The sequence below is a fragment of the Methylocapsa sp. S129 genome (genome assembly GCF_009765995.1).
Classification (GTDB): domain Bacteria; phylum Pseudomonadota; class Alphaproteobacteria; order Rhizobiales; family Beijerinckiaceae; genus Roseiarcus.
The window spans coordinates 67,663-88,809 of record NZ_LMUI01000030.1; the positions used below are offsets into that span (position 1 = coordinate 67,663).

At 62.3% G+C, this 21,147-nt stretch carries 16 protein-coding genes and 1 tRNA gene; 2 read left to right on the plus strand and 15 right to left on the minus strand.

Annotated features, from left to right (window positions below):
- Positions 1 to 56: 56 nt before the first annotated feature.
- The 4 genes from gfa to GSQ90_RS18005 all read right to left on the minus strand — a co-directional run bounded on the left by gfa (position 57) and on the right by GSQ90_RS18005 (position 8,876).
- The gene (gfa, locus tag GSQ90_RS17990) at positions 57 to 632 is read right to left on the minus strand and encodes an S-(hydroxymethyl)glutathione synthase (protein WP_158816261.1); all 576 of its coding nucleotides are present in this window, start codon (positions 630 to 632) and stop codon (positions 57 to 59) included.
- A gap of 372 nt (positions 633 to 1,004) precedes the next feature.
- Positions 1,005 to 4,310, minus strand: a complete 3,306-nt coding sequence (locus tag GSQ90_RS17995) for an efflux RND transporter permease subunit (RefSeq protein WP_158816262.1) — start codon at positions 4,308 to 4,310, stop codon at positions 1,005 to 1,007.
- Positions 4,307 to 7,417 carry a multidrug efflux RND transporter permease subunit gene (locus GSQ90_RS18000; protein ID WP_158816263.1) on the minus strand — a complete coding sequence of 1,037 codons (3,111 nt, stop codon included), beginning with the start codon at positions 7,415 to 7,417 and terminating at the stop codon, positions 4,307 to 4,309. The genes GSQ90_RS17995 and GSQ90_RS18000 overlap by 4 nt, the downstream gene beginning before the upstream one ends.
- A gap of 25 nt (positions 7,418 to 7,442) precedes the next feature.
- Complete coding sequence (locus tag GSQ90_RS18005; RefSeq protein ID WP_158816264.1) at positions 7,443 to 8,876, minus strand: MdtA/MuxA family multidrug efflux RND transporter periplasmic adaptor subunit; 1,434 nt, start codon at positions 8,874 to 8,876, stop codon at positions 7,443 to 7,445.
- A 183-nt stretch (positions 8,877 to 9,059) separates the two neighbouring features.
- Here GSQ90_RS18005 and GSQ90_RS18010 point away from each other — a divergent pair.
- Positions 9,060 to 9,134, plus strand: a tRNA-Gly gene (locus tag GSQ90_RS18010).
- Positions 9,135 to 9,427: 293 nt separating this feature from the next.
- Here the strand turns inward: GSQ90_RS18010 and gcvA are convergent.
- Positions 9,428 to 10,351 (minus strand): transcriptional regulator GcvA, encoded by a 924-nt coding sequence (gene gcvA / locus GSQ90_RS18015; RefSeq protein ID WP_158816265.1) that lies wholly within the window; start codon positions 10,349 to 10,351, stop codon positions 9,428 to 9,430.
- Positions 10,352 to 10,619: 268 nt separating this feature from the next.
- Here gcvA and GSQ90_RS18020 point away from each other — a divergent pair, with 268 nt between their 5' ends.
- Entirely contained in the window at positions 10,620 to 11,882 is a 1,263-nt protein-coding gene (locus GSQ90_RS18020) for an MFS transporter (RefSeq protein WP_210254926.1), read from the plus strand.
- A gap of 27 nt (positions 11,883 to 11,909) precedes the next feature.
- On the opposite strand, the gene GSQ90_RS18025 is transcribed toward GSQ90_RS18020, so the two are convergent.
- The 10 genes from GSQ90_RS18025 to rfbF form a co-directional block, all read right to left on the minus strand.
- Positions 11,910 to 13,544 carry a ShlB/FhaC/HecB family hemolysin secretion/activation protein gene (locus GSQ90_RS18025; RefSeq protein ID WP_158816266.1) on the minus strand — a complete coding sequence of 545 codons (1,635 nt, stop codon included), beginning with the start codon at positions 13,542 to 13,544 and terminating at the stop codon, positions 11,910 to 11,912.
- A 237-nt stretch (positions 13,545 to 13,781) separates the two neighbouring features.
- Positions 13,782 to 14,756 (minus strand): glycosyltransferase family 2 protein, encoded by a 975-nt coding sequence (locus GSQ90_RS18030; protein ID WP_158816267.1) that lies wholly within the window; start codon positions 14,754 to 14,756, stop codon positions 13,782 to 13,784.
- 2 nt (positions 14,757 to 14,758) lie between these two features.
- Positions 14,759 to 15,472: a trans-aconitate 2-methyltransferase gene (locus GSQ90_RS18035; protein ID WP_158816268.1), complete on the minus strand. Its 714-nt coding sequence runs from the start codon at positions 15,470 to 15,472 to the stop codon at positions 14,759 to 14,761.
- Between the two features lie 2 nt (positions 15,473 to 15,474).
- Positions 15,475 to 16,236, minus strand: a complete 762-nt coding sequence (locus GSQ90_RS18040; protein ID WP_158816269.1) for a class I SAM-dependent methyltransferase — start codon at positions 16,234 to 16,236, stop codon at positions 15,475 to 15,477.
- A gap of 7 nt (positions 16,237 to 16,243) precedes the next feature.
- On the minus strand, positions 16,244 to 16,633 hold the full coding sequence (locus GSQ90_RS18045; protein WP_158816270.1) for a GtrA family protein: 390 nt from the start codon (positions 16,631 to 16,633) through the stop codon (positions 16,244 to 16,246).
- Positions 16,630 to 17,547, minus strand: coding sequence for an NAD(P)-dependent oxidoreductase (locus tag GSQ90_RS18050; protein ID WP_158816271.1), 918 nt, complete (start codon positions 17,545 to 17,547; stop codon positions 16,630 to 16,632). The genes GSQ90_RS18045 and GSQ90_RS18050 overlap by 4 nt, the downstream gene beginning before the upstream one ends.
- Positions 17,544 to 18,446 carry a transketolase family protein gene (locus tag GSQ90_RS18055; protein ID WP_158816272.1) on the minus strand — a complete coding sequence of 301 codons (903 nt, stop codon included), beginning with the start codon at positions 18,444 to 18,446 and terminating at the stop codon, positions 17,544 to 17,546. The genes GSQ90_RS18050 and GSQ90_RS18055 overlap by 4 nt, the downstream gene beginning before the upstream one ends.
- On the minus strand, positions 18,443 to 19,258 hold the full coding sequence (locus tag GSQ90_RS18060) for a transketolase (RefSeq protein WP_158816273.1): 816 nt from the start codon (positions 19,256 to 19,258) through the stop codon (positions 18,443 to 18,445). The genes GSQ90_RS18055 and GSQ90_RS18060 overlap by 4 nt, the downstream gene beginning before the upstream one ends.
- The gene (gene rfbG / locus GSQ90_RS18065; RefSeq protein ID WP_158816274.1) at positions 19,255 to 20,319 is read right to left on the minus strand and encodes a CDP-glucose 4,6-dehydratase; all 1,065 of its coding nucleotides are present in this window, start codon (positions 20,317 to 20,319) and stop codon (positions 19,255 to 19,257) included. Before rfbG ends, GSQ90_RS18060 begins: the two co-directional genes overlap by 4 nt.
- Complete coding sequence (rfbF, locus tag GSQ90_RS18070; RefSeq protein WP_158816275.1) at positions 20,319 to 21,086, minus strand: glucose-1-phosphate cytidylyltransferase; 768 nt, start codon at positions 21,084 to 21,086, stop codon at positions 20,319 to 20,321. Before rfbF ends, rfbG begins: the two co-directional genes overlap by 1 nt.
- Positions 21,087 to 21,147: the final 61 nt, after the last annotated feature.

Genomic DNA, 21,147 nt, shown 5'->3' on the forward strand with positions numbered 1-21,147 from the left:
GGCCCAAAGCGGTTAGCGCGGAGGCCTCTCGCCGCCTCCGCGTAGTCTGCTTGTACTCAGCCCTTCAACGCCCCGGAACGTTTTGCGGCCCATGTTGCGACGTAATCCATGAGGCCTGGCGAAAGACAGTCATAGGGCTCAAGTTTCAACTCCCGCAATCGTCCCCGAATGCCGTCCATGCGGCCAGGATCGACGCCTGCCTCGATCACGGATGAGACGAACGCCGCAAAGCCCGGGGCGGCCCAACCGGATTCCTGGAACCTTTCGGGATGAATGAAGTCCAATCCCTTGAACGCGTGCTCGCGTTCGACCGGGCCGTACATATGAACGCCGCACTCGACGCAGGCGTGGCGCTGAATAAGCGCGCTCGCATCGACGATTTTGAGCTTGTCGCCGTTCTCGAGAACTTCGACGTTTTCGTGCGAAGCGACGGCGACGACCGACAGGACGGCGCCGTCCGGCTTCCAGCATTTGGTGCAGCCGCAAGCGTGATTATGGGCGATTTGTCCCTTGACGCGCACCTTGACGGGACGGCTTTGGCAGAGGCAGACAAGCACGCCTCCCGCAAAGCTCGGATCGGTCGGCTTCACGCCGCCATCAATCTTTGGATGAAGTTTCACGGTCTCCGGCATGGTTTCCTCCTCGATTTTGGCCAACCCGACGTTTGTTCGCGGGCGTTTTTGCATCTCGGTCACAACGGGGCGGCCGATTTGCGAGCCGATTGATGGAACGCGCGATTGCGGGAGCCATGATCAATCGGATGAGGTGGATGGTGCGCCCGCCATCTGCTACGTGTCAAACGGCTGCGCCGTCCCGCGCACTCAGCCCCAGATTGCTTCGTAGGCGCGCGACTTCGCGCCGAGGCATCGCAGCGATGGTGTGGACGCCGTCGACACCATCACAATGACCCTGGCTTGTCGCGGCGGGCCTGCTGCTTCATGCGTCCTTGAGTTAAGATTGGCTACCGGCGACATGGAATGGCGGCCCGGTGAGCGCTTCAGCGACTAAGCTTCGTGCCGCTCCACTGCAGCGCCATGGTCGCCAGGCTGACCCAGATAGACGCGATTCCAGAGGCGGCCCAGCCATTGGCTGAGGCGATCGAGATAGAGATAAATGACCGGGGTCGTGTAGAGCGTCAACGCCTGACTGACGATCAGGCCGCCGACGATCGAAATTCCCAGGGGATGACGCAATTCGGACCCTTCGCCGGTTCCAAAAGCGAGCGGCAACGCGCCAAGCAAGGCGGCGAACGTCGTCATCATGATGGGCCGGAAACGCAGCATGCAGGCTTGAAAGATCGCCTCGGGCGGCGCGAGGCCGGCCCTTTGCGCCTGCAGGGCGAAATCGATCATCATGATCGCGTTCTTTTTGACGATGCCGATCAGCAGAATGATGCCGATCAAGGCGATGATCGTGAATTCCGTGTTGAACATCTTCATTGCGAGCAGGGCGCCGACGCTGGCGGAAGGTAAGGTTGAGATGATGGTGAGCGGATGGATGTAGCTCTCATAGAGGACGCCGAGCACGATATAGACCGCCGCCAACGCCGCGGCGATCAACAAAGGTTCGTTAGCCAGGGATTGCTGATAGGTCAGGGCCGTTCCCGCAAAAGAACCGCGGACCGTCGCAGGCATGCGAATATCGACCATCGCATCCTTGATGGCCTGCTGCGCCTCGCTGAGCGCATGGCCGGGCGCGAGATTGAACGAAATAGTGGTGGCGACGAACGGGCCTTGATGGTTGATGCCCAGCGGCGTCAAAGCGGATCCGAAATGAGCGAAGGCGGCCAGAGGAATCATCGTCTCCTGGCTGGTCGACACCGAGGAGCCGGCCGAGGCGCTGGAATGACCGGTCGCGGCGATCGAATTGATCGCCAGATTGCGCGCGGAATCGGCGGCGATCGTCGAGGCCGTGCTGGTCGCCGCCGATGAAGCGGAAAAGGTGCCGGCGGTCGCGTTAGTGCTCTGCGTTCCCGAAGGATTGGCGCCAGAGGTCGAGACCCAGATATCCTTCAGGGTCTGCGGATCTTGCCAGTAGCGCGGCGCCACTTCCATCACGACGTGATATTGATTGAGGGCCGCATAAATGGTCGACACTTGCCGTTGGCCGAAGGCGTCGTAAAGCGTGTTGTCGATGGCGTTCAGGCTGAGACCAAGCCGCGCCACCGTCGGGCGATCGATATTGAGATCGGCCAGCAGGCCGCCCTGTTGTTGATCGGAATTGACATCGGTCAGCACGTCGATCTTCTGCATCGCCGCGGTCAGTCGGGGCGCCCATCGATAAAGCGTCGCCGAGTCGTCGCTCTGCAATGTGAATTGATACATCGCATTGCTCTGCCGCCCGCCTGTGCGCAAATCAGCGGCCGCCTGCAAGCGCAGGACCGCGCCAGGAACCTGAGCCAGTTTGCCGCGCAACCGGTTGACAACCACATCGGCGGAAACCCCGCGCTCAGCGACCGACTTGAGGGAGACAAACACGGAGCCGGAATTGGTCTGCCGGCCGCCCGTGAAGCCAGCGACGCTGTCGACCGCCGGATCCGCCTGGACGATCGACTGCAGTTGCGCGAGTTTCAGCTTCATCGCCTGAAACGAAATGCTCTGATCGCCCTGGATGTTGCCGATCAACAGGCCGGTGTCCTGGGCCGGAAAAAGGCCATAGGCGATATTCGCGAAAAGATAGACATTCAGGCCGATCGTCGAAATGAGCACCAGCGCCACGATCAGGGAATGCCGCAGCGCGACGGTGAGCGTGCGGCGGTAGAAGTTCTGCATGGCGTCGAAACCGCGCTCGGTCACGCGGTACAACCAGCCGTTGGAATGGTCGGCCGGATTGGGTAGAAAACGCGAGCACATCATCGGCGTCGCAGTCAGCGAAATGAACAGGGAAATCGCCACCGCCATCGACAGGGTGATTGCAAATTCCCTGAACAGACGACCGATGATCGAGCCCATCAGCAGAATGGGCAAGAAAACCGCCACCAGCGAAATGCTGATCGAAATAACGGTGAAGCCGACTTCGCGCGCGCCCACCAGCGCCGCTTCCATACGCGTCGCGCCGAGCTCCATGTGGCGGGAGATGTTTTCGAGCACGACGATGGCGTCGTCGACGACGAAGCCGGTCGAGATCGTTAACGCCATCAGCGACAGATTGTCGAGGCTGAAACCCAGGAGATACATGGCGCCAAAGGTGCCGACGATCGACACCGGGACAGCGATGCTGGGAATAGCAGCCGCGCGCAAATTGCGCAGGAACAGGAAGACGACGAGCGTGACCAGGGCGACCGAGATGACCAGCGTTTTCTCGGTATCGGCCAAAGAGATGCGGATCGTTTTGGAACGGTCCACTGTGACCGTCAGATCGACGTCGCCGGGCAGCGACGCTGCGAGGCGCGGCAATTCAGCTTTAACGGCGTCGACGGCGTCGATGATATTGGCGCCGGGCTGACGAAAAAGAATGACGAGCACCGAAGGCTTGCCGTTGGACAGCCCGGCGTTGCGCAAATCCTCGACCGAATCGTTGACCTCGCCGATGTCGGTCAGTTTGATCGCCGCATTGTTGCGGTAGGCGACAACGAGGTCGCGATATTGGTCGGCGTGGCTCGCCTGATCGTTGGTGTATATCTGGTAGTGGAACGTGTCGTCCTCGATCGCGCCCTTCGGGCTATTGGCGTTGGCGGATGCGAGCGCGGCGCGCACATCCTCAAGGCCGACGCCATATTTGAAGAGCGCGCCGGGGTTCAACTCGATGCGCACCGCCGGCAAGGCGCTGCCGCCGACATCGACCTCGCCGATGCCGGTGAGTTGCGACAGGCGCTGCTGCATCACGTTTGACGCGGCGTCGTAAAGCTGGCCCTGCGTGCGCGTCGGCGAAGTCAGCGCGATGATCATGATCGGCGAATCGGCCGGATTGACCTTGCGATAGATCGGGTTGGAGCGAAGGCTGGTGGGCAGGTCGGCGCGCGCCGCGTTGATCGCCGCTTGCACATCGCGCGCGGCCCCGTTGATGTCGCGGTCAAGCCCGAATTGCAGGGTGATGCGTGCGCTGCCGAGAGCGCTCTGCGACGTCATTTCGGTCACGTCGGCGATCTGGCCAAGATGTTTCTCGAGCGGCGAGGCGACGCTCGAGGCCATATTGTCAGGGCTCGCGCCCGGCATCGTCGCCTGCACCGAAATGGTCGGAAAATCGACCTGAGGCAGCGGCGAGACCGGCAACAGGCGGAAGGCGAAAGCGCCAGCAAGCGCAATGCCGATGGTCAGCAGCGTCGTCGCTACCGGCCGACGGATGAAAAAGGCGGAAATGCTATTGTTCACGGCGCCTCCGCCGCGACGGCGCCGGACGCCGCCGAGGCGCCAAGACGTGTGCCGATGCGCTCGAACAGGAGATAGATCACGGGCGTTGTGAACAGGGTCAAAACCTGGCTGACCGCCAGTCCGCCGACAATCGCGAGGCCCAGCGGATGGCGCAGTTCCGAGCCGACGCCGGTTCCCAGCATCAGCGGCAACGCCCCAAACATCGCCGCCATCGTCGTCATGAGAATGGGGCGGAGGCGCAAAAGGCAGGCCTGATAGATCGCGTCGCGCGCGTTCTTGCCTTCATTGCGTTGCGCATCCAGCGCAAAATCGATCATCATGATCGCGTTCTTCTTGACGATGCCGATTAGCAGCACGATGCCGATGATGCCGATCACATCGAGGCCGGCTCCCGCGATCATCAGCGCCAGCAGCGCGCCGATGCCCGCCGAGGGCAGGGTCGACAGGATGGTGACGGGGTGGATGAAGCTCTCATAGAGCACGCCCAATACGATATACATCGTCGCGACGGCGGCGAGCAGCAACAGCAGTTCATTCGACAGCGACGATTGGAACGCGGATGCGGCGCCCTGGAAGGCGGTCGCAAAACTCGCCGGCAGGTTCAGCTCGCGCTCGGCCGCCAGAATCGCGTCGACCGCGGCGCCGAGCGATGCGCCGGGCGCGAGATTGAACGAAATCGTCGTCACCGGCGACTGGCTCAAATGCGAAATTTGCAAAGGCGAAGGCTGGATCGTGGTCTGGCTGATCGCCGATAGCGGAACCTGGCCTGTGGTCGAAGCTGAGGAAGGCAAATAGATCGAGCCTAGCGAATCCACCGAGCGCTGCATGGAAGGATCGACGTCGAGAATGACGCGATATTGGTTCGACTGAGTGAAAATGGTTGAGATGATGCGCTGGCCGAACGCATCGTAGAGCGCGCTGTCGACGGTGGCCGGCGTGATGCCGAAACGCGCCGCGGTCGGCCGATCGATGGTGAGATAGGCGGACAGCCCGCTTTGTTGCATATCGCTCGCGACGTCGGCGAGTTCCGGCGTTTTTTGCAACCGCGCCAAGAGTTGCGGCGTCCATGTCTGCAACACGCCCAAATCCTGATTGCTGAGCGTGAATTGATATTGCGTCGCGCTGACGGTGGTGTCGATCGACAAATCCTGAACCGGCTGCATGAACAGGGCGACGCCCGACACTTGCGCCGTCTCCGCCTGCAGGCGCCGGATGATCTGGCTAGCGGATAATTTGCGATCGCTATGCGGTTTCAAATTGATGAGAAAGCGGCCGGAATTGAGCGTAACGTTGGAGCCGTCGACGCCGATGAAGGAAGACAGGCTCACGACATCCGGATCTTTGAGGATGACGTCGGCCAGATCTTGCTGGTGGCGCGCCATCGCGGAAAAAGAGGTGGTCTGGGCGGCTTGGGTGATGCCCTGGATGACGCCGGTGTCCTGGATGGGAAAAAATCCCTTCGGAATGGCCACGTAGAGATAGCCGGTCACAACGAAAGTCGCCAGGGCTACGATCAGCGTGATGATCTGATGATCCAGAACGACACTCAGGGTGCTGCCATAAAGACGCACGAGGAACTTGAAGAAACGTCCGCCGCTTGCGTGGGAGGACTTATGCTCGCCCGCAACCTGAGGCTTCAACAGCTTGGCGCATAGCATGGGAACGAGCGTCAGCGACACGATGGCCGAAATGACGATCGTCACCGCCAACGTTATCGCAAATTCATGGAACAGGCGGCCGACGACGTCGCCCATGAACAACAGTGGAATCAGCACGGCGATCAACGAAATCGTCAGCGAGATGATGGTGAAGCCGATCTGCTGCGACCCCTTGAGCGCCGCCTGAAACGGCGTCTCGCCCATTTCGAGGAATCGCGCAATATTCTCGATCATAACGATCGCGTCGTCGACGACGAAGCCGGTGGCGATCGTCAAGGCCATCAGCGAGAGATTGTCGAGGCTGAAGCCGAGTTGATACATGATAGCCAGCGTGCCGACCAGCGAGAGCGGCACGGACAGGCTCGGAATAATGGTCGCGGGGATATTGCGCAGGAAAAGGAAAATCACCAGCACGACAAGGCCCACCGCCAGCGAAAGCTCGAATTCCACGTCCTCGACCGAGGCACGAATGGTTGTCGTGCGGTCGGTCAGCGGCGTGATGGTGATGGAAGAGGGAATCGCGGCGGTGATGGAAGGCAGCAGCGCCTTGATGCTGTCGACAACCGCAATGACATTGGCGCCGGGCTGGCGCTGAACGTTGACGATGAGCGCCGGGGTCGCATTCATCCAGGCGGAGAGCTTGCCATTCTCCGGGGCCTGCTCGACGGTGGCGACATCGGAAAGTTTCACCGGCGCGCCGTTGCGGAACGCAACCACCGAATCGACATAGTCGGTCGCGTTCTTGATCTGGTCATTGGCGTTGATCGAGAACGACTGCGAGGCCCCGTCGAAATTGCCCTTGGGCGTATTGACGTTGAGATTGCCGATCGTCGTTCTCAGATCGTCGAGATTGAGTCCATAGGCTCCCAGAGCGAGCGGATTGGCGTGGATGCGCACGCTGGGGCGCTGGCCGCCGGAAATCGACACGAGGCCGACACCGGGCAATTGCGCCAGCTTCTGCGCGATGCGTCCTTCGATGATATCCTCGACATCGGTGAGCTTCAGGGTTGTCGACGTCACGCCAAGCGTGAGAATCGGCGCGTCGGCCGGATTGACCTTGGCGTAGATCGGCGGCGCCGGCAGATCGGCTGGTAGCAGGTTGCCCGCCGCGTTGATCGACGCTTGCACCTCTTGCTCGGCGATATCGATGCCGATGTCGAGGGTGAAGCGCAGGGTGATGACCGAGGAGCCCGCCGAACTTTGCGACGACATTTGCGCGAGAGAGGGCATTTCGCCAAATTGCCGCTCCAGCGGCGCCGTGATCGAGGAGGTCATCACCTCCGGGCTCGCGCCGGGATAGAAGGTCTGCACCTGGATCGTGGGATAATCGACTTCGGGCAAAGCCGACAGCGGCAGGAACTTGTAGGCGACGATTCCGACCAGCAGAATCGCAACCATCAGCAGCGAGGTCGCAACCGGCCGCTCGATGAAAAGGCGAGAAGGGTTCAAGGGGCGTCCTTCCGCTGCATGGGCGTCACGGGGGTGGGCTTGCGGCGGGAGCGCTGCCCGAGGGAGCGGCGCCCGAGTCCTGGTTCTGGCGGTGTTTGTGCTGATGCTGACCGGCCTGGGTCGGGTCGGCGGCGCCTTGTCCGCTCGCGCCCGAACTCGATGGCGGCGCGGCGCCAGCAGCGCCAGAAGTGGAGGCGCCGGCGGCGGGCGTGTTGCGCACCGTAACCTTGGCGCCCTCGCGAAGCCGGTCGGCGCCGTCGGTCACGACCTTGTCGCCGACCGCGAGACCGGACGTAATCGCCGTATTGCCGGAGTCGGCCGGCCCGATCTTGATGGCGCGCACGGTGACCGTGTCGTCGTCTTTGACGACATAGGCGAAATTGCCGTTCGGACCAAGTTGAACGGCCGCGTTGGGCACGAGAACGGCGCCCGACAGCGTGTCCACCAGCAGGCGCGTGTTCACGAATTGGTTGGGGAATAGCGCGCCATCGTCGTTGGCGAAGCTCGCACGCAGCTTGAATGTGCCGGTTGTCGTGTCGATCTGGTTGTCGGTGGTGGTCAACGATCCCGTCGCGAGTTGCGCGACATTGGCGCGGTCGAAAACCGTCACGGGCAAGGTCGCGCCGCTCTTCATGCGCGCGGCGATCTGCGGCAGATTATCTTCCGGGGTAGAGAAGATGACGCTGATGGGTTGAATTTGCGTGATCACCACGATGCCATTGGTGTCCGTAACCTGGACGTAATTGCCCTGATCGACCTGGCGCAGGCCGACGCGGCCGCTGATGGGCGCGACAATACGGCAATAAGTGATGTTAAGATTGGCGGCGTCGATCTGCGCCTGGTCAGTGGCCATCGCAGCCAAGTCCTGCGCCACCAGAAATTTCTGGTCGTCGATCTGCTGCGTGGCGATCGAATCCTGTTTGCCCAGGGTCACGTAGCGGGCGAGATCGGCGACCGCCTGCGCGTGAAGCGCGGTGTCCTTGGCTAATTGTCCCTGCGCCTGCGCCAGTGTCGCCTGATAAGGGCGCGAATCGATCTGCGCGAGAAAATCACCGGCCTTGACGATCTGGCCTTCCTCAAAGCCGATCTGCTGCAAATTCCCGGCGATCTGGGTGCGAACCGTCACGGTGGCGAGCGAAGTGACGGTGCCCAACGCATTCACATAGAGCGGAATGTCGCCCTTAGTCGCCTGTGCGTCCCGAATGGTCTGCGTCGCCCCGCCGGCGCCGCGCCCGCCCTTGGGGGCGACATCCGGCGTGGGCGCAATGTCTTCGAAATGTTGCCAGGCGAAAATGCACGCGACGGCGATCGCCAGCACAAACAACCATTTTGCGAGACGGCGGCTTTTGGGCGGCGTCGGGGGAGCCGGCGCATCATGCGGCGAAGCCGGCGACGGGGTCGACGGCTGTGGAGATTGCGGCCTGGCCTCGACCCGCGCGGGATCGACGTTTTCGTTCATGAGACGACCTCGCAAAGACTCTTTCGCATCGCACGCCAGCAAAGAAACTTCAACTCACGCCATTGTCTTTACGGTATTATCCAACCACGCCAAATCGAGGGTTCGCGACACGTCTTCGTGAGACAGTTGCAATCCGCGCGCGGTTGCGGCATAAGCGCCGCTGGCGGCGGTGCCGTCGTGGATGCGGGTGTAGCTCAGTGGTAGAGCACAACCTTGCCAAGGTTGGGGTCGAGGGTTCGAATCCCTTCGCCCGCTCCAGATTTTCCCATAAAATCAGACATTTGCTGACGCTCGCGAGAGCGCGCGGCGAATGTATATTTGGCGAGACGCAGAAGGACGATGAAATGCGTTTCATTGTCACATGATCCATATTCGAGACAGGGCGCAGCGGCAGAATTTGCGATGGCTCTCAACGATGCGTGATCGATATCTCTCCAGACGGGAACAGTGCAGGACTGTTCAGACAATCCACTCGTTGAGAATGCGCAACGCCACTACCGTAGCGGCGACGCGATAGCGTCGCTTGGGCTGGACGGCATTATAAATAGGACTCAACGGCAATCCGTCGGACCGCCATCGCGGCGCGGCGTCCCCTGAACGGCCGCGTTGAGAATCCATGTGCGAAAGGCGGCGACCTTCGGCCGCTCGCGGCTGGCTTCCGGGTAAACAAGATAATAGGCGAAGGCTTCAGGCCAGACGATCTCCGCGAGTTTAACGAGCCGTCCTTCGGCAAGATCGAGCGCCGTCATGGCGGCTGGCAGCAGGCCGGCGCCTTGACCTGCGAGCACAGCCTTCAGCAGCAAGCTGGAATCGTCAAAGGCGGAACCACGGGGCGCGCCGACCTCGTCGATCCCTTGCGCCTGGAACCAGAGCTGCCAATCCTTGCGCCCGGCGTCATGCGCCAGCGGCCAGCGCGTCAATTCGGCGGGCGTCTTCGGCGCGCCAAATCGCGCAACCAACGTCGGGGCTGCGACCGGGACAAGCTCCACCGCGAAAACGCGCTCGCTGCATAGGTCGGGGTAGCGGCCCAGACCATGACGGACCGCGACATCCACGCCGTCGCGTGAGAAATCCGCCAGCCCCTTGCCGGTCGCCACCTGAAGGTCGATTTCTGGATAGGCGTCCTGGAAATCCTTCAAACGCGGCACGAGCCAGCCCGCTGCGAAGCCCGAAGTGACGCTCACGGTCAGTATGCCGGTGTCGGCGCTCACCGTCACGCGCCGGGTCGCCTCGGCGATCTGCCTGAAGGCGTTGCGGACCGGCGGCAGATAATTCTGTCCGGCCTCAGTCAGGAAAATGCCGCGGTTCACCCGGCGGAACAGCGCGACCCCAAGATGCGCCTCCAGCGCTTTGAGCATCTGGCTCACCGCGCCCGGAGTCACGTATAGCTCCTTCGCCGCGTTCTTCACGGAGAGATGGCGCGCGGTCGCCTCGTAGGCGCGCAACGCATTCAGCGGCGGCAGTCGGTCAATCATTTAGTTAATCTCATCTGAACGATGCAGAATATCTGGCTTGCGCTCGGGCTCTTCTCGGAAGATGTTCAACATGTGATGCGATATGAAATCATCCTACTACGCCGAGCAAGCCTTCGTCACATTAGTTTATCTTATCTAAAAGAAGGGAGGACAGATTGCTCCAAATCGCCACATCCGTGCTCCGCCTTCATCAGGTTGGCGGGAGGGTCTCTGGCGGCCGCGTCGGTCATCGATCCCGCTTCATCAATGCGACGCGAAGGAGACCGCGGTGAGCCGTGACGCAGTGCTGGCGAGACCCCGCCTGTTCCGCGGCTGGCTTGTGGTCGCCGGCGCGTTTGCGGTGACCTTCGTCGGCTTTGGAAGCGCCTATACTTTCAGCGCCTTTGTCGAATCCCTGCAGAGGGATTTCGCGGCCTCGCGCGGGTCGGTCTCTCTCGTATTCTCGCTGGCCGGCTTTCTCTACTTCGGCCTCGGAATCGTCAGCGGTCCGCTCGCCGACCGATGGGGCTCCCGCCGCTTAGCGGTCGTCGGCATGGCCCTGGTCGGATTGGGCCTAATCGCCGCGAGCATGGCGCGCAGCCTGGCGGAGGTCTACGCGGCATACGGGCTCGGCGTTGGACTTGGCGTCGGCTGTGCTTACGTCCCGGCCTTGGGCGCGGTGCAGCGCTGGTTCGTCCGACGCCGCGGCTTCGCATCTGGACTTGCCGTCAGCGGGATTGGCGTCGGCACGCTCGTCATGCCGCCGCTCGCCTCGTTTTTCATTGAGGCTGTGGGATGGCGCGACGCTTATCTCATCCTCGGCTGTCTTGCCGTCATATCGGGTGTCGGAATGGCTCTGCTGATCGAAAACGATCCGCGCAGTCGGGGCTTAAATCCTGACGGCGATCCCGCGCCGTCGGGCGCGCATTTGGCTCCGCCGACCGGTTTTTCCGTGCGGGAGGCGATAAAGTCTCGGCGGTTCATCGGCCTCTACGCCGCCTGCTTGATTTGCTCGTTCGGACTATTCGTCCCTTTCGTTCATCTCGTCCCTTATGCGTTGGATCACGGCGTTCCGCAGTCTTCGGCTGTCCTGCTGCTGGGCGTGATTGGCGTTGGAAGCACCGCCGGACGCTTTTTTCTCGGCGGCTTGGCCGACCGGATGGGTCGTCAACGCGCGCTGTTGGTCATGTTTGCGGGCATGGCGCTCGCCCTGGCCGTCTGGGCGTTCTCGACCGCATTCTGGGGGCTCGCCGCCTTTGCGTTCGCCTACGGCGTGTTCTATGGCGGATTCGTTGCGTTGCTTCCGGCGCTCGTCATGGATTATTTCGGCGGACGCAATATCAGCGCCGTCATTGGCATCCTCTACACGAGCGTGGCGTTCGGCACCCTGGTAGGCCCCAGCGCGGCTGGATTCGCCTTCGACATCAGCCACAGCTACTTGCTGCCGATACTCGCCAGCATTTGCGCGAATATCGCAGCCGCCGGCATCGTGGCGGCCACGTCGAACACGGCCGGCGCTTCCCCAAACAGATTAGGCGTCAACCAGCGATGATTGCCGCGCTGAACCTTCGCCCCGCCATCACTGCAATTTAGCGGTGAGTCTGAAATAGATTTGATAGGGGGCCTGGGGGTCAACGACTCTATCGAGGGGGAATCCGGCGCTGACTTCGGCGACGAAATATTTGCTCAACGACCACGAAAACCCCAGGCCCGTCGAATCCAGGTTCTGAATGGCCGGAAAGTGATTGTAGACGGCGCCATGATCGTAAAAAACATAGGCGTCGACGCTGGCGCCGAGAATGGGCGCCGCATGGTGCAGCTCCAGATTGCCGTAATAGCCGTCTGGTCCCGCCACCGAATTGGCGGGATAGCCGCGAACCGTCGTCGGGCCGCCGACCTGGAACAATTGGTCGCCCGGCAGCAGCTCTTTCGACGCGGCCTGCCAGGCGCCCCCGAGCGTCGCATTGAAGCCTAGCGGCAATTGCGCCGTCGAATTGAACGTCCCGCCCTGCAGCACGAAATTGTTGTTCAGACCGGAAATGCCGCTGTAGGAATGCGCGTTCGAGACCGTGGGCGAGACGCTCGCCGAAAAGCTCCCTCCCGTATAGCCGAACGTGAAGCCGCCCGTTTCCAGGGTCGTGCGATCGCCGGTGACGCGCACATCGGTCTGTTCCGACAAAGAAATGTCATGCGATACGGAGGCGTTGACAAGAAACAGCCATTCCGAATTGGCGAACAGCGGCTGGCTCGCATTGAGGGCCATGACCTCCGACTCGCCCGTCACGTCGAGCGTCTTATAGGGCCCGGAGACGACATCGATCGCCCCGCGCGAAAAACTCACGCCAACGCGTCCGCCCCAGGGATTGAAGGGAATGTTATAGGCGATGTTGCCGCTGACATTGCCCTGCGACTTGACGGCATAGAGCGTCAGCTTGTCGTCAAGGCCCAGAGGCGCGTAGCGCTGGAGAAGAGCGCCCATTTCGAGTTGCCCGACCGAAGGCACCCCCTGATTGTCGACAAAGACCTGGACGAGGTTTTGCGGCGGCTCGGTCACCGCCAGTTCGACGTCCGTCAGCCCGAACTGCGCGCCCGGCTGCATGAGGGCCTGAATGCGCGCCACCCCGGTCTTGTTGAAGAACGCCAGGTCCTGCGTGACCTTGGGCACATCGACGACCTCGCCCGCCTTCTGATCGATATGGGACAGGACGAAGTCGTTCGACAGCACATTGGCGCCCGTGACTTTGATCTTGCCGAGCCGGCCCTCCACGATTTTGATCTGGACAATGCCGCTCTTCAGCTTCTGCGGCGGCAGATAGGCCGCCGCCGTCACGATCCCCTTTTGCGCGTAGAGATCATTGATCTCCTTCAGCATGCGCTGGATGCCGGCGATATCGACGCGCGTTCCCACATATTTGGCGGTGATGGCGTCCAGTTCTTGCTGCGACAGAAACTGCGACTTGTCGAGAACGACGCCGCGCAAAACGAAAGTCGGCCCGCCGGGGATGACGACATTGCCTTGGGCGGAGGGCGGCGCAAGAACGGCCGGCACTTGCGGCAAGGCGTTCTTCTGTTCAAGCTGCTGCTGGTTTTGCTGGTTCTGATTGTTGATCAGGCCCGGATTGGGGACGAGGGCGAGCGCAGGCGTTTGCGCTCGCGCGCTCAGCGAGCACATCGCCATGCCCGCAGCGACGGGCAACACCCATCTGTTATTCATCCGCCCAGCCCATACCCCCGCGCATTTACGACGACGCCCGGTCACAAAGCAAGAGAGGATGACTTCTCGCGCGCGGCAAGCCAAGGCAAACCGCGGGCATCGCTCGCCAATCGCCATGTCTCGTCGACATCGCCTGAACTGGCCGCCAGACTCCTGGAGCGCCGATGAGCCCCCTCCCCCGCGCCGGCGAATCAGGCGGCCAGCCTACACCTTAGCAACCGCAAGCAAAAACGGGCCTCATCGAAGGCGAGTCGTGGGAGGCGGCGATGTCTCGATATTGATTCGCTCGCGCTCAACAACCATCGGTCCGCGCCTCACCTGGGCATGGATCGCCGTGATGTACTCGCCCAAAATGCCGATGAACATGAGCTGCACGCCGGAGAAGAAAAACAAGGCGACGATAATCGTCAGCGTGCCGCGCGGGGCGAGGCCGGGGATAAACAATCCTAGAAGGATCGTGGTGATCGCATACAGGAGCGAAAGCGAGGCGATGCCAAAGCCAATGAAGCTGCTGAAGCGCATAGGCGCGCTAGTGAACGAGAAAATCCCGTTCATCCCTTGGTCGACCAGCCGCAGCGCATTATTCTTCGAAATGCCACGTTTACGCGCTCGCCAGGTGTAGGGCAGGATCAGCCGCCGGAATCCGGCCGAGGCGATAATGCCGCGTATATAAGGATACTGATCGTGGTGGCTCACCACGACCTCCCATACCTTGCGATCGATCAGTTGAAACTCGCCGACATTCTCAGGCACTTCGAATTCCGAAAGCGTGCTGACGATGCGGTAGAAAATGCGGCGGCAAGTCCGCAACGCCAAGGTTTCCTCTCGGTTCGCCCGTGCGCCGGCGACGACCTCGATGCCGTTTTCCCAATGACGCACCATTTCGGGAATCAATTCCGGCGGATCTTGCAGATCAACGGGCAGAAAGACGAGGACGGCGTCGCCGGTGGCGTAACGAAGCGCGTTGAAGTTGGACCGGAAAGGGCCGAAATTGCGCGAGTTCAGAATGACCTTCATGCAAGGATCGGCCGCCGCCAGTCGCCGAAGGATCGCCACAGTGCCGTCCTCGGACGCATTGTCGGCGAAGATGTGCTCACGCTCGTAATGCGCGAGCGGGCCATCGGGCGCGAACAGTTTGGCGACCGCCGCATAGCACGCTTCGACATTCTCTTCTTCATTGAAGCATGGCGAGATGATGGAAATGCGCGCCACGCTCAGGCCCTCGCCGAGATGAAATGCGACTGCGCGAGCCAGCGCGTCAACATGGTCGCCTCCAGCGCCGGCTCGATCGCAAGGATAGGACGCGTCAGACCAGTCGGCATGCCAGGAAGCAGAAAATCACGGGTCGTCACCTGCACGTCTCGCCACCCCGCCTTCGGCAGGGCCTGACGCAATTCGCCAGGGGTGAACGCCATTTCGTCCGGCTCCAGCTTGGCGAAACGGCGCCCGACGCGCGTGCCGAATATGAAGGCGCAGTACGGATTGAGGAAGTTCGGTTCGATGAATGCAAGGCCGCCGCCTGGATTGCTCAGGGCGTGGAGCGCGCGCAGCACGTCGTTCAGCCGCACAACCAGATGATGCAGGATGCCGTTGCCAAACACCAGATCGAACTGGCCGAGCCGCCCGACGTCGTCGCCCAGAAGATCCAGCTTTTCAAAGCGCAGATTCGGGAGAACATGCGTCGCGCGGGCGCGCTCCAGGAAAGTCTCGCTGATATCCACGGCCACCACCTCAGCCTCGACCCCAGCGGCTACGCAAGCCGAAGCCTCGCCTGTCCCGCAACCCAGTTCGAGGATTCGCCGGGCGCCGATCCGCTGCGCCTCGGCAATGAACCAGCCATAGCGCCGGCTTGCGCGAAAGGGCGTCGAACCCACTGGCGCGAAGATCTGATTGAACCCGCGTTCGTCCTGCAGACCGATCCCCGCCATGATCAACCCTTGACCGCTCGAACGCCGTAGCCCAACGGGTCCATGCGCGAACCCCAACCAAACAGCATAGAAAGATGCGCGATGAAAAGCGCGATCAGGACGACGGGAAGCAGAATGACGAGCAAGGGCAAGCGCCACAACAGGGCGACGAGGGGGCGCGGCCGCGCAAGCCGCGCTGCGACGACAATGAGCTTGTTGGCGATGACGGCGAGATCGTCGCCGCGTTCTTCCACCTCGACCTCGGTGAAATCCTTGAACAGCGCCGCAAGCCGGAAAGGCGTGAACCGGTGAAAATCATAGGGAGCGTGATGCACGCGCGCTGAAAACGGCACGGTGGCCAGCAAGGTCCCGCCAGGCCGTAGCACCCTCAGCATTTCCGCGACCAAACCCGCGGGATCCTCGACATGCTCCAAAACTTCGGTGCACAAAACGTTTTGAAAGGAAGCGTCGGGGAAAGGGATCGTGCGCCCGTCAAAGGCCACGATGTCGGGATTCTGGCTCATGCCGAAAGCGTCCGCGCGCGGCACATCCAGGCCCGTATAAGTTGAGCCCGGCCCGAGGAGCGTCCGGAAAGGCATTTCACCGCATCCGACATCCAGCAATGCGCCGCTCAGACCTGCAAGACGCGGCGCGAGGAAGCGTTGGCAGGTCAGGACCTGAAGATCGACCAGCAGACGCAGCTTGAATCGCAAATCGCCCAGAAAGCCTTGGGATCGCCGGACCGGTATCGGCTTGAATTCCTCGGTGGCGATAGAACCGGTCATTCGTTCCTCACGCTGCGATGTCGCGCTTGGCGCCGCGGAATACAAATTTGCGCATTCCGACAAATCCGACCACCGCCAGCACCGGCAGCAATAGGGCCTGCGCCCAGAGCGATCCAACGTTGAGATGGGTCAGCACGCGCAACAGAACGAAGTTGAGAATGCCGAGGCCCGAATAGAAAATCAGGAAGCGCGGCAAAAGCAGATGCGAGGTGCTTCCGAATACGATGCCGCCGTAACTGATAAAATTGAAAAGGAACGCCAGGACGGTCGCGCCCACCACAGCCAACCAGAGCGGCGCCCCAACCAAGACAAAAGCGGCATAGCTGACATAGCCGAAGATCGTATTCAGCCCGCCCACGGCGAGGAAACGCAAAAACAGCAGCCAGTCGCTTCTCATGTCGCATGAGCGCGATACCACGCCACTGTGGCCGCCAGGCCTTCCTCAATGGCGATATCCGGCCGCCAGCCGGTCGCCGCGGTCAGCCGGGAGATATCGGCCTGCATATGCATCACCTGATCAGGCCGGAACGGAATTTCACCGAAGACCAATTCCATTCCCGGCGCCGCGAGATCGCGAATGCGCTCGACCACCGATTTCACAGGCGTCGCGCGGCCCGAACCAAGATTGAAGACGCCCTCGGCCGTCGCCGTCATAGCGACGGCGAGAATCGCGCGCGCGACATCGTCGACATGCAGCCAATCCCAAGATTGCGTGCCAAGCGTTGTGCGAGGGCGCCTCCCGGCCAGCATCTCGTTGATCAGCATCGGGATCAGCCAAACGTCATTATCGCCTGGGCCATAAGCGGAAAACAAACGTAGCCAAGCGTGACGCAATCCGGCCTGCTCGGCAAGTTGCCGCGTGAGGAAAAGCGCCGCGACCTTCGACGCGCCATAAAGGCTTGTGGGGCGAGGAAGCGCATCCTCGCGCATCGTCGAGCCCGCGCCATACTCGCCCTGGCTGCCGATACCGATAAAGGCGCGGGCGCCCGAAGCCGCCGCCGCCTCGGTCAACGCGCAGGCGGCCTCGATATTGTCCGTCACCTGACGACGTTCGAATCTCGCTGAATTCGCCACCCCCCACCAAGCAAGGTGCAGCACCGCGTCGGGCCGAAACGCCGCCATGGCGGCCGCCACGGCCGCGGTGTCGCGCAGATCCAGCGAGAGACGGCGATACCGCCCCTCGAACGGCGCCAGGCGTTGCACGGGGCTACCCGGCCGCACGGGCGCGGCCACCTCATGGCCGGCTTCCAGAGCCGCGCTAAGAGTGGCTGCGCCGACGAACCCGGAAGCGCCTGTGATGAACAGTCTCACAGCAGCGCCTGCGCGTGATCTTCGACGGAGCCCAGCGTATCGAGCAACCAGGACTGGCTCCCGATCCGTCCACGCAGCGCATCCGTCACCCCAAACTTGCCAAAACGCGGCGCCTGACCCGCCATCAGCAGCGCCTCCGCTACGCGGCTGCCAAAGCCTCCCTCGACCGAATGCTCTTCGATGGTGAGGACCGCGCGATGACTTGACGCCGCCTCACGCACCAAGGCCGCATCAAGGGGGGAAAACGTATGAAAACTCGCCACGCTGGCCGAAACGCCGCGCGCAGCGAGCGCATCGGCCGCGCGCAGCGCCCGGCCGAGGATGGGCCCAGTGGCGAGCAGGGCGATGTCGGCGCCTCGGCGCATCCAGATAGCGCGGCCAAGCGCAATTTCGGCGCCGGCCTGATGCAACGCCGGCTCCCCCGCGCGGCCGAGACGCAGATAGGCAGGCCTGCGGCGCTCCAGGAGCTGCGGCAGCAGGGCCATCGCTTCAAGCGGATCGGCCGGACAGGCCACCGCCATATTGGGCAGCATCGCCATGATGCCGAGATCCTCGACGCCATGATGGGTGTAGCCCTGTGCGCCATAAGCGAGGCCGCCGCCCACAGCGATCACCGTCACCGGCAGATCATGATGGCAAACGTCGTTGCGCAATTGTTCGAGGCAACGCAGGGTCGGGAAATTTGCGATCGAGTAAAGCACGACCCGGCGCCCCGAAAGCGCGAGACCGGCGGCGATTCCGGCCATCGCCTGTTCGCACACCCCGACATTGGCGTATTGGGCCGGCAACGCCTCGGCGAAGCGCTCCAGCACCGAATATCCCAGATCCGCCGTCAGCAACATGACATCCGGGTTAGCGCGCGCATAAGCAGTCAGCGCGTCGATCGTCTCTGTTCTCACGCGCCGACCTCAAGTTCGGCCAACGCGGCCTCAAGTTGCGCCGCATCCGGGTTTTTATAGTGCCAGGCCAGTTGCCCCTCCATGAAGGAGACGCCTTTGCCCTTAATGGTATGGGCGACGACGACAGTCGGGCGACCGGCGAGCGGCGGCGGCCCACTCAACGCCGCTTGCAGCGCGGAATGGTCATGCCCGTCCAGTTCGTGGACGCCCCAGTTGAAAGCGCGGAACTTGTCGGCCAGCGGATGCAGGTCGCTGACCTCCGCGACGCTGCCGAAGCTCTGAATCTTGTTGTAATCCACGATCGCCACAAGGTTCGAAAGCCGGAAATGCTGGGCGAATTGCACCGCCTCCCAATTCGAGCCTTCATCCAATTCGCCATCGCTCAAGATGCAGAATCCGCGCCAGGCGGCGCCGGCGCGCTGAGCCGCCAACGCCATGCCGGCCGCGACCGGCAGGCCATGGCCGAGCGACCCGGTGGAAAGCTCCACCCCCGGCGCCGTTTTAGTCACATGGCCCGCCAGCCGCCCGCCATCGGCCGAATAGGCGTCCAGCTCCCTGATCGGCAGAAAACCGGTTTCCGCCAGCGCGGCGTAAACGATCGCCGCGGCGTGGCCTTTGCTGACCACCAGCCGGTCCCTGTCGGGCCAATTCGGCCGCGCCCGATCGATCCGCAACACGGCGCCATAGAGCACCGCGAGAATATCGGCCATCGAGAGGCAGGAGCCGATATGCGATGCGCGGGCGCGATGCGTCATACGCAACGCATGGCCACGCAATCGGCGCGCCAGTTCGCGCGTGTCGATCCGAGTCACGTCCCAGCCTCCGTGAAGGCGGCGATCTGCCCGCGCGTGATGGGCGCCATCGTCTCCCCGCGCGCCCAAGCGGAGTACCAGGATGCGGTCAAAGAGATTGTCGCGTCGAAATCGAGACGCGGCCGCCAGCCCAGACGCGCCCGCGCCTTGGCGCAGTCGAGCGCCAGCAGATGCGCTTCATGCGGGGCGTCGACCTTGGGCGTCACTTCGATGCGGCCGCGGCCAAGAGCGGCGACCAGAGCCTCGGCTACAGCCAGAACCGGCCGGTTCTCCGCGGCGTCGGGGCCAATATTCCAGGCTTCGTCGACGCCATCGGGGGCGGCGCACAGGCGCTCGGCTAGCATCAGATAGGCGCCGAGCGGCTCCAACACATGCTGCCAGGGGCGCACGGCGCTCGGGTTGCGCAAGCGGACGACGCCTTCCTCGCCCAGGCAACCGCGCACGATGTCGGGCGTCAACCGGTCCTCGGCCCAATCGCCGCCGCCGATCACATTGCCTGCTCGCGCCGTGGCGATGCGGGCGGGATGGCCGCCGGGATGGAAGAACGCGCGGCGCATCGAGGCGGCGGCGATTTCGGAGCAGGCCTTGCTGGCGCTGTAGGGATCGTGTCCGCCCAGAGAATCCGTTTCCCGATAGCCCCAGGACCAGTTCAGGTTCTCATAGGCCTTGTCGCTGGTGACGATCACCACGGCGCGCGTCTCCGGGCAATGGCGCACGACGTCCAGCAGGGTGACGACGCCAACGACGTTAGCGGCGAAGGTCTCGATCGGGGCGGCATAGGAGCGGCGGACAAGCGCCTGCGCCGCCATATGGATGACGACCTCGGGGCGCGTGCACCGCATCAGCGCATCCAGCGCGGCGCGGTCATTGATGTCTGCATGCACGAAGCGACCACGCTTCGGCAGATCCAGAATGTCGTGCAGGTTCGGCTTGGTGTCCGGCGGCAAAGCGAGGCCTGACACTTCGGCCCCCAACTCGGCCAGCCAGAAAGCCAACCACGCCCCCTTGAAGCCGGTATGCCCCGTAATGAGGACGCGACGGCCGGCCCAAAATCCCGCCATCACCAGCACTTCCAGGGCGCGTGGCCCGACGCCCAGATCTGCTCCAGGTAATTGCGATCGCGCAACGTATCCATCGGTTGGAAGAAGCCTTCATGGCGAAAGCCGCGCAATTGGCCTTCCTCTGCGAGTTGCTGCAGCGGCTCCTGCTCCCACACGGTTTCGTCGCTGTCGAGATAACGACCAATATCAGGCGACAGCACGAAGAACCCGCCATTGACAAAACCGCCCTCGCCTCTGGGCTTTTCGCGGAAACCCGTGACGCGGTCGCCCTGCATCTCAAGCACGCCAAAACGTCGGGGCGGATACACGGCGGTGACGGTCGCCAACTTCCCATGCGCGCGGTGGAAAGCGATGGAAGCGGCGACGTCGACATCCGCGACGCCGTCGCCATAGGTCAGGCAAAAGGCGTCGTCCTTGATATATTTCAACACACGCGCCACCCTGCCGCCTGTCATCGTCGCTTGCCCGGTGTCAATCAGGGTGACGCGCCAGTTCTCCGCCTCGTGGCGATGGGTGGTGACCGAACCTGCTCTCAAATCGAATGTAACATCGGAAAGATGCAGCGCGTAGCTCGCAAAGAATTCCTTGATCAGATAGCCCTTATAGCCAAGGCAGACGATGAAGTCGGTGATGCCGTGGGCGGCATAGATTTTCATGATATGCCACAACAAAGGCCGCCCGCCGATTTCGACGAGAGGCTTGGGCCGGAATGTGGTTTCTTCGCTGAGTCTTGTGCCTAATCCTCCAGCCAAAATCACTGCCTGCATCAGTTCATCCGATTCATCGACGTGCTTTGGGCACTATGACCGCGTTCAATACTGCATCGCC

Coding starts and splice junctions, on each gene's coding strand:
- GSQ90_RS18025 (WP_158816266.1), bottom strand. CDS start 13,544: ATGAATAACAGATGGGTGTTGCCCGTCGCTGCGGGCATGGCGATGTGC.
- rfbF (WP_158816275.1), bottom strand. CDS start 21,086: ATGCAGGCAGTGATTTTGGCTGGAGGATTAGGCACAAGACTCAGCGAA.
- GSQ90_RS18005 (WP_158816264.1), bottom strand. CDS start 8,876: ATGAACGAAAACGTCGATCCCGCGCGGGTCGAGGCCAGGCCGCAATCT.
- GSQ90_RS18035 (WP_158816268.1), bottom strand. CDS start 15,472: ATGGCGGGGATCGGTCTGCAGGACGAACGCGGGTTCAATCAGATCTTC.
- gfa (WP_158816261.1), bottom strand. CDS start 632: ATGCCGGAGACCGTGAAACTTCATCCAAAGATTGATGGCGGCGTGAAG.
- GSQ90_RS18045 (WP_158816270.1), bottom strand. CDS start 16,633: ATGAGAAGCGACTGGCTGCTGTTTTTGCGTTTCCTCGCCGTGGGCGGG.
- GSQ90_RS18040 (WP_158816269.1), bottom strand. CDS start 16,236: ATGACCGGTTCTATCGCCACCGAGGAATTCAAGCCGATACCGGTCCGG.
- rfbG (WP_158816274.1), bottom strand. CDS start 20,319: ATGGCGGGATTTTGGGCCGGCCGTCGCGTCCTCATTACGGGGCATACC.
- gcvA (WP_158816265.1), bottom strand. CDS start 10,351: ATGATTGACCGACTGCCGCCGCTGAATGCGTTGCGCGCCTACGAGGCG.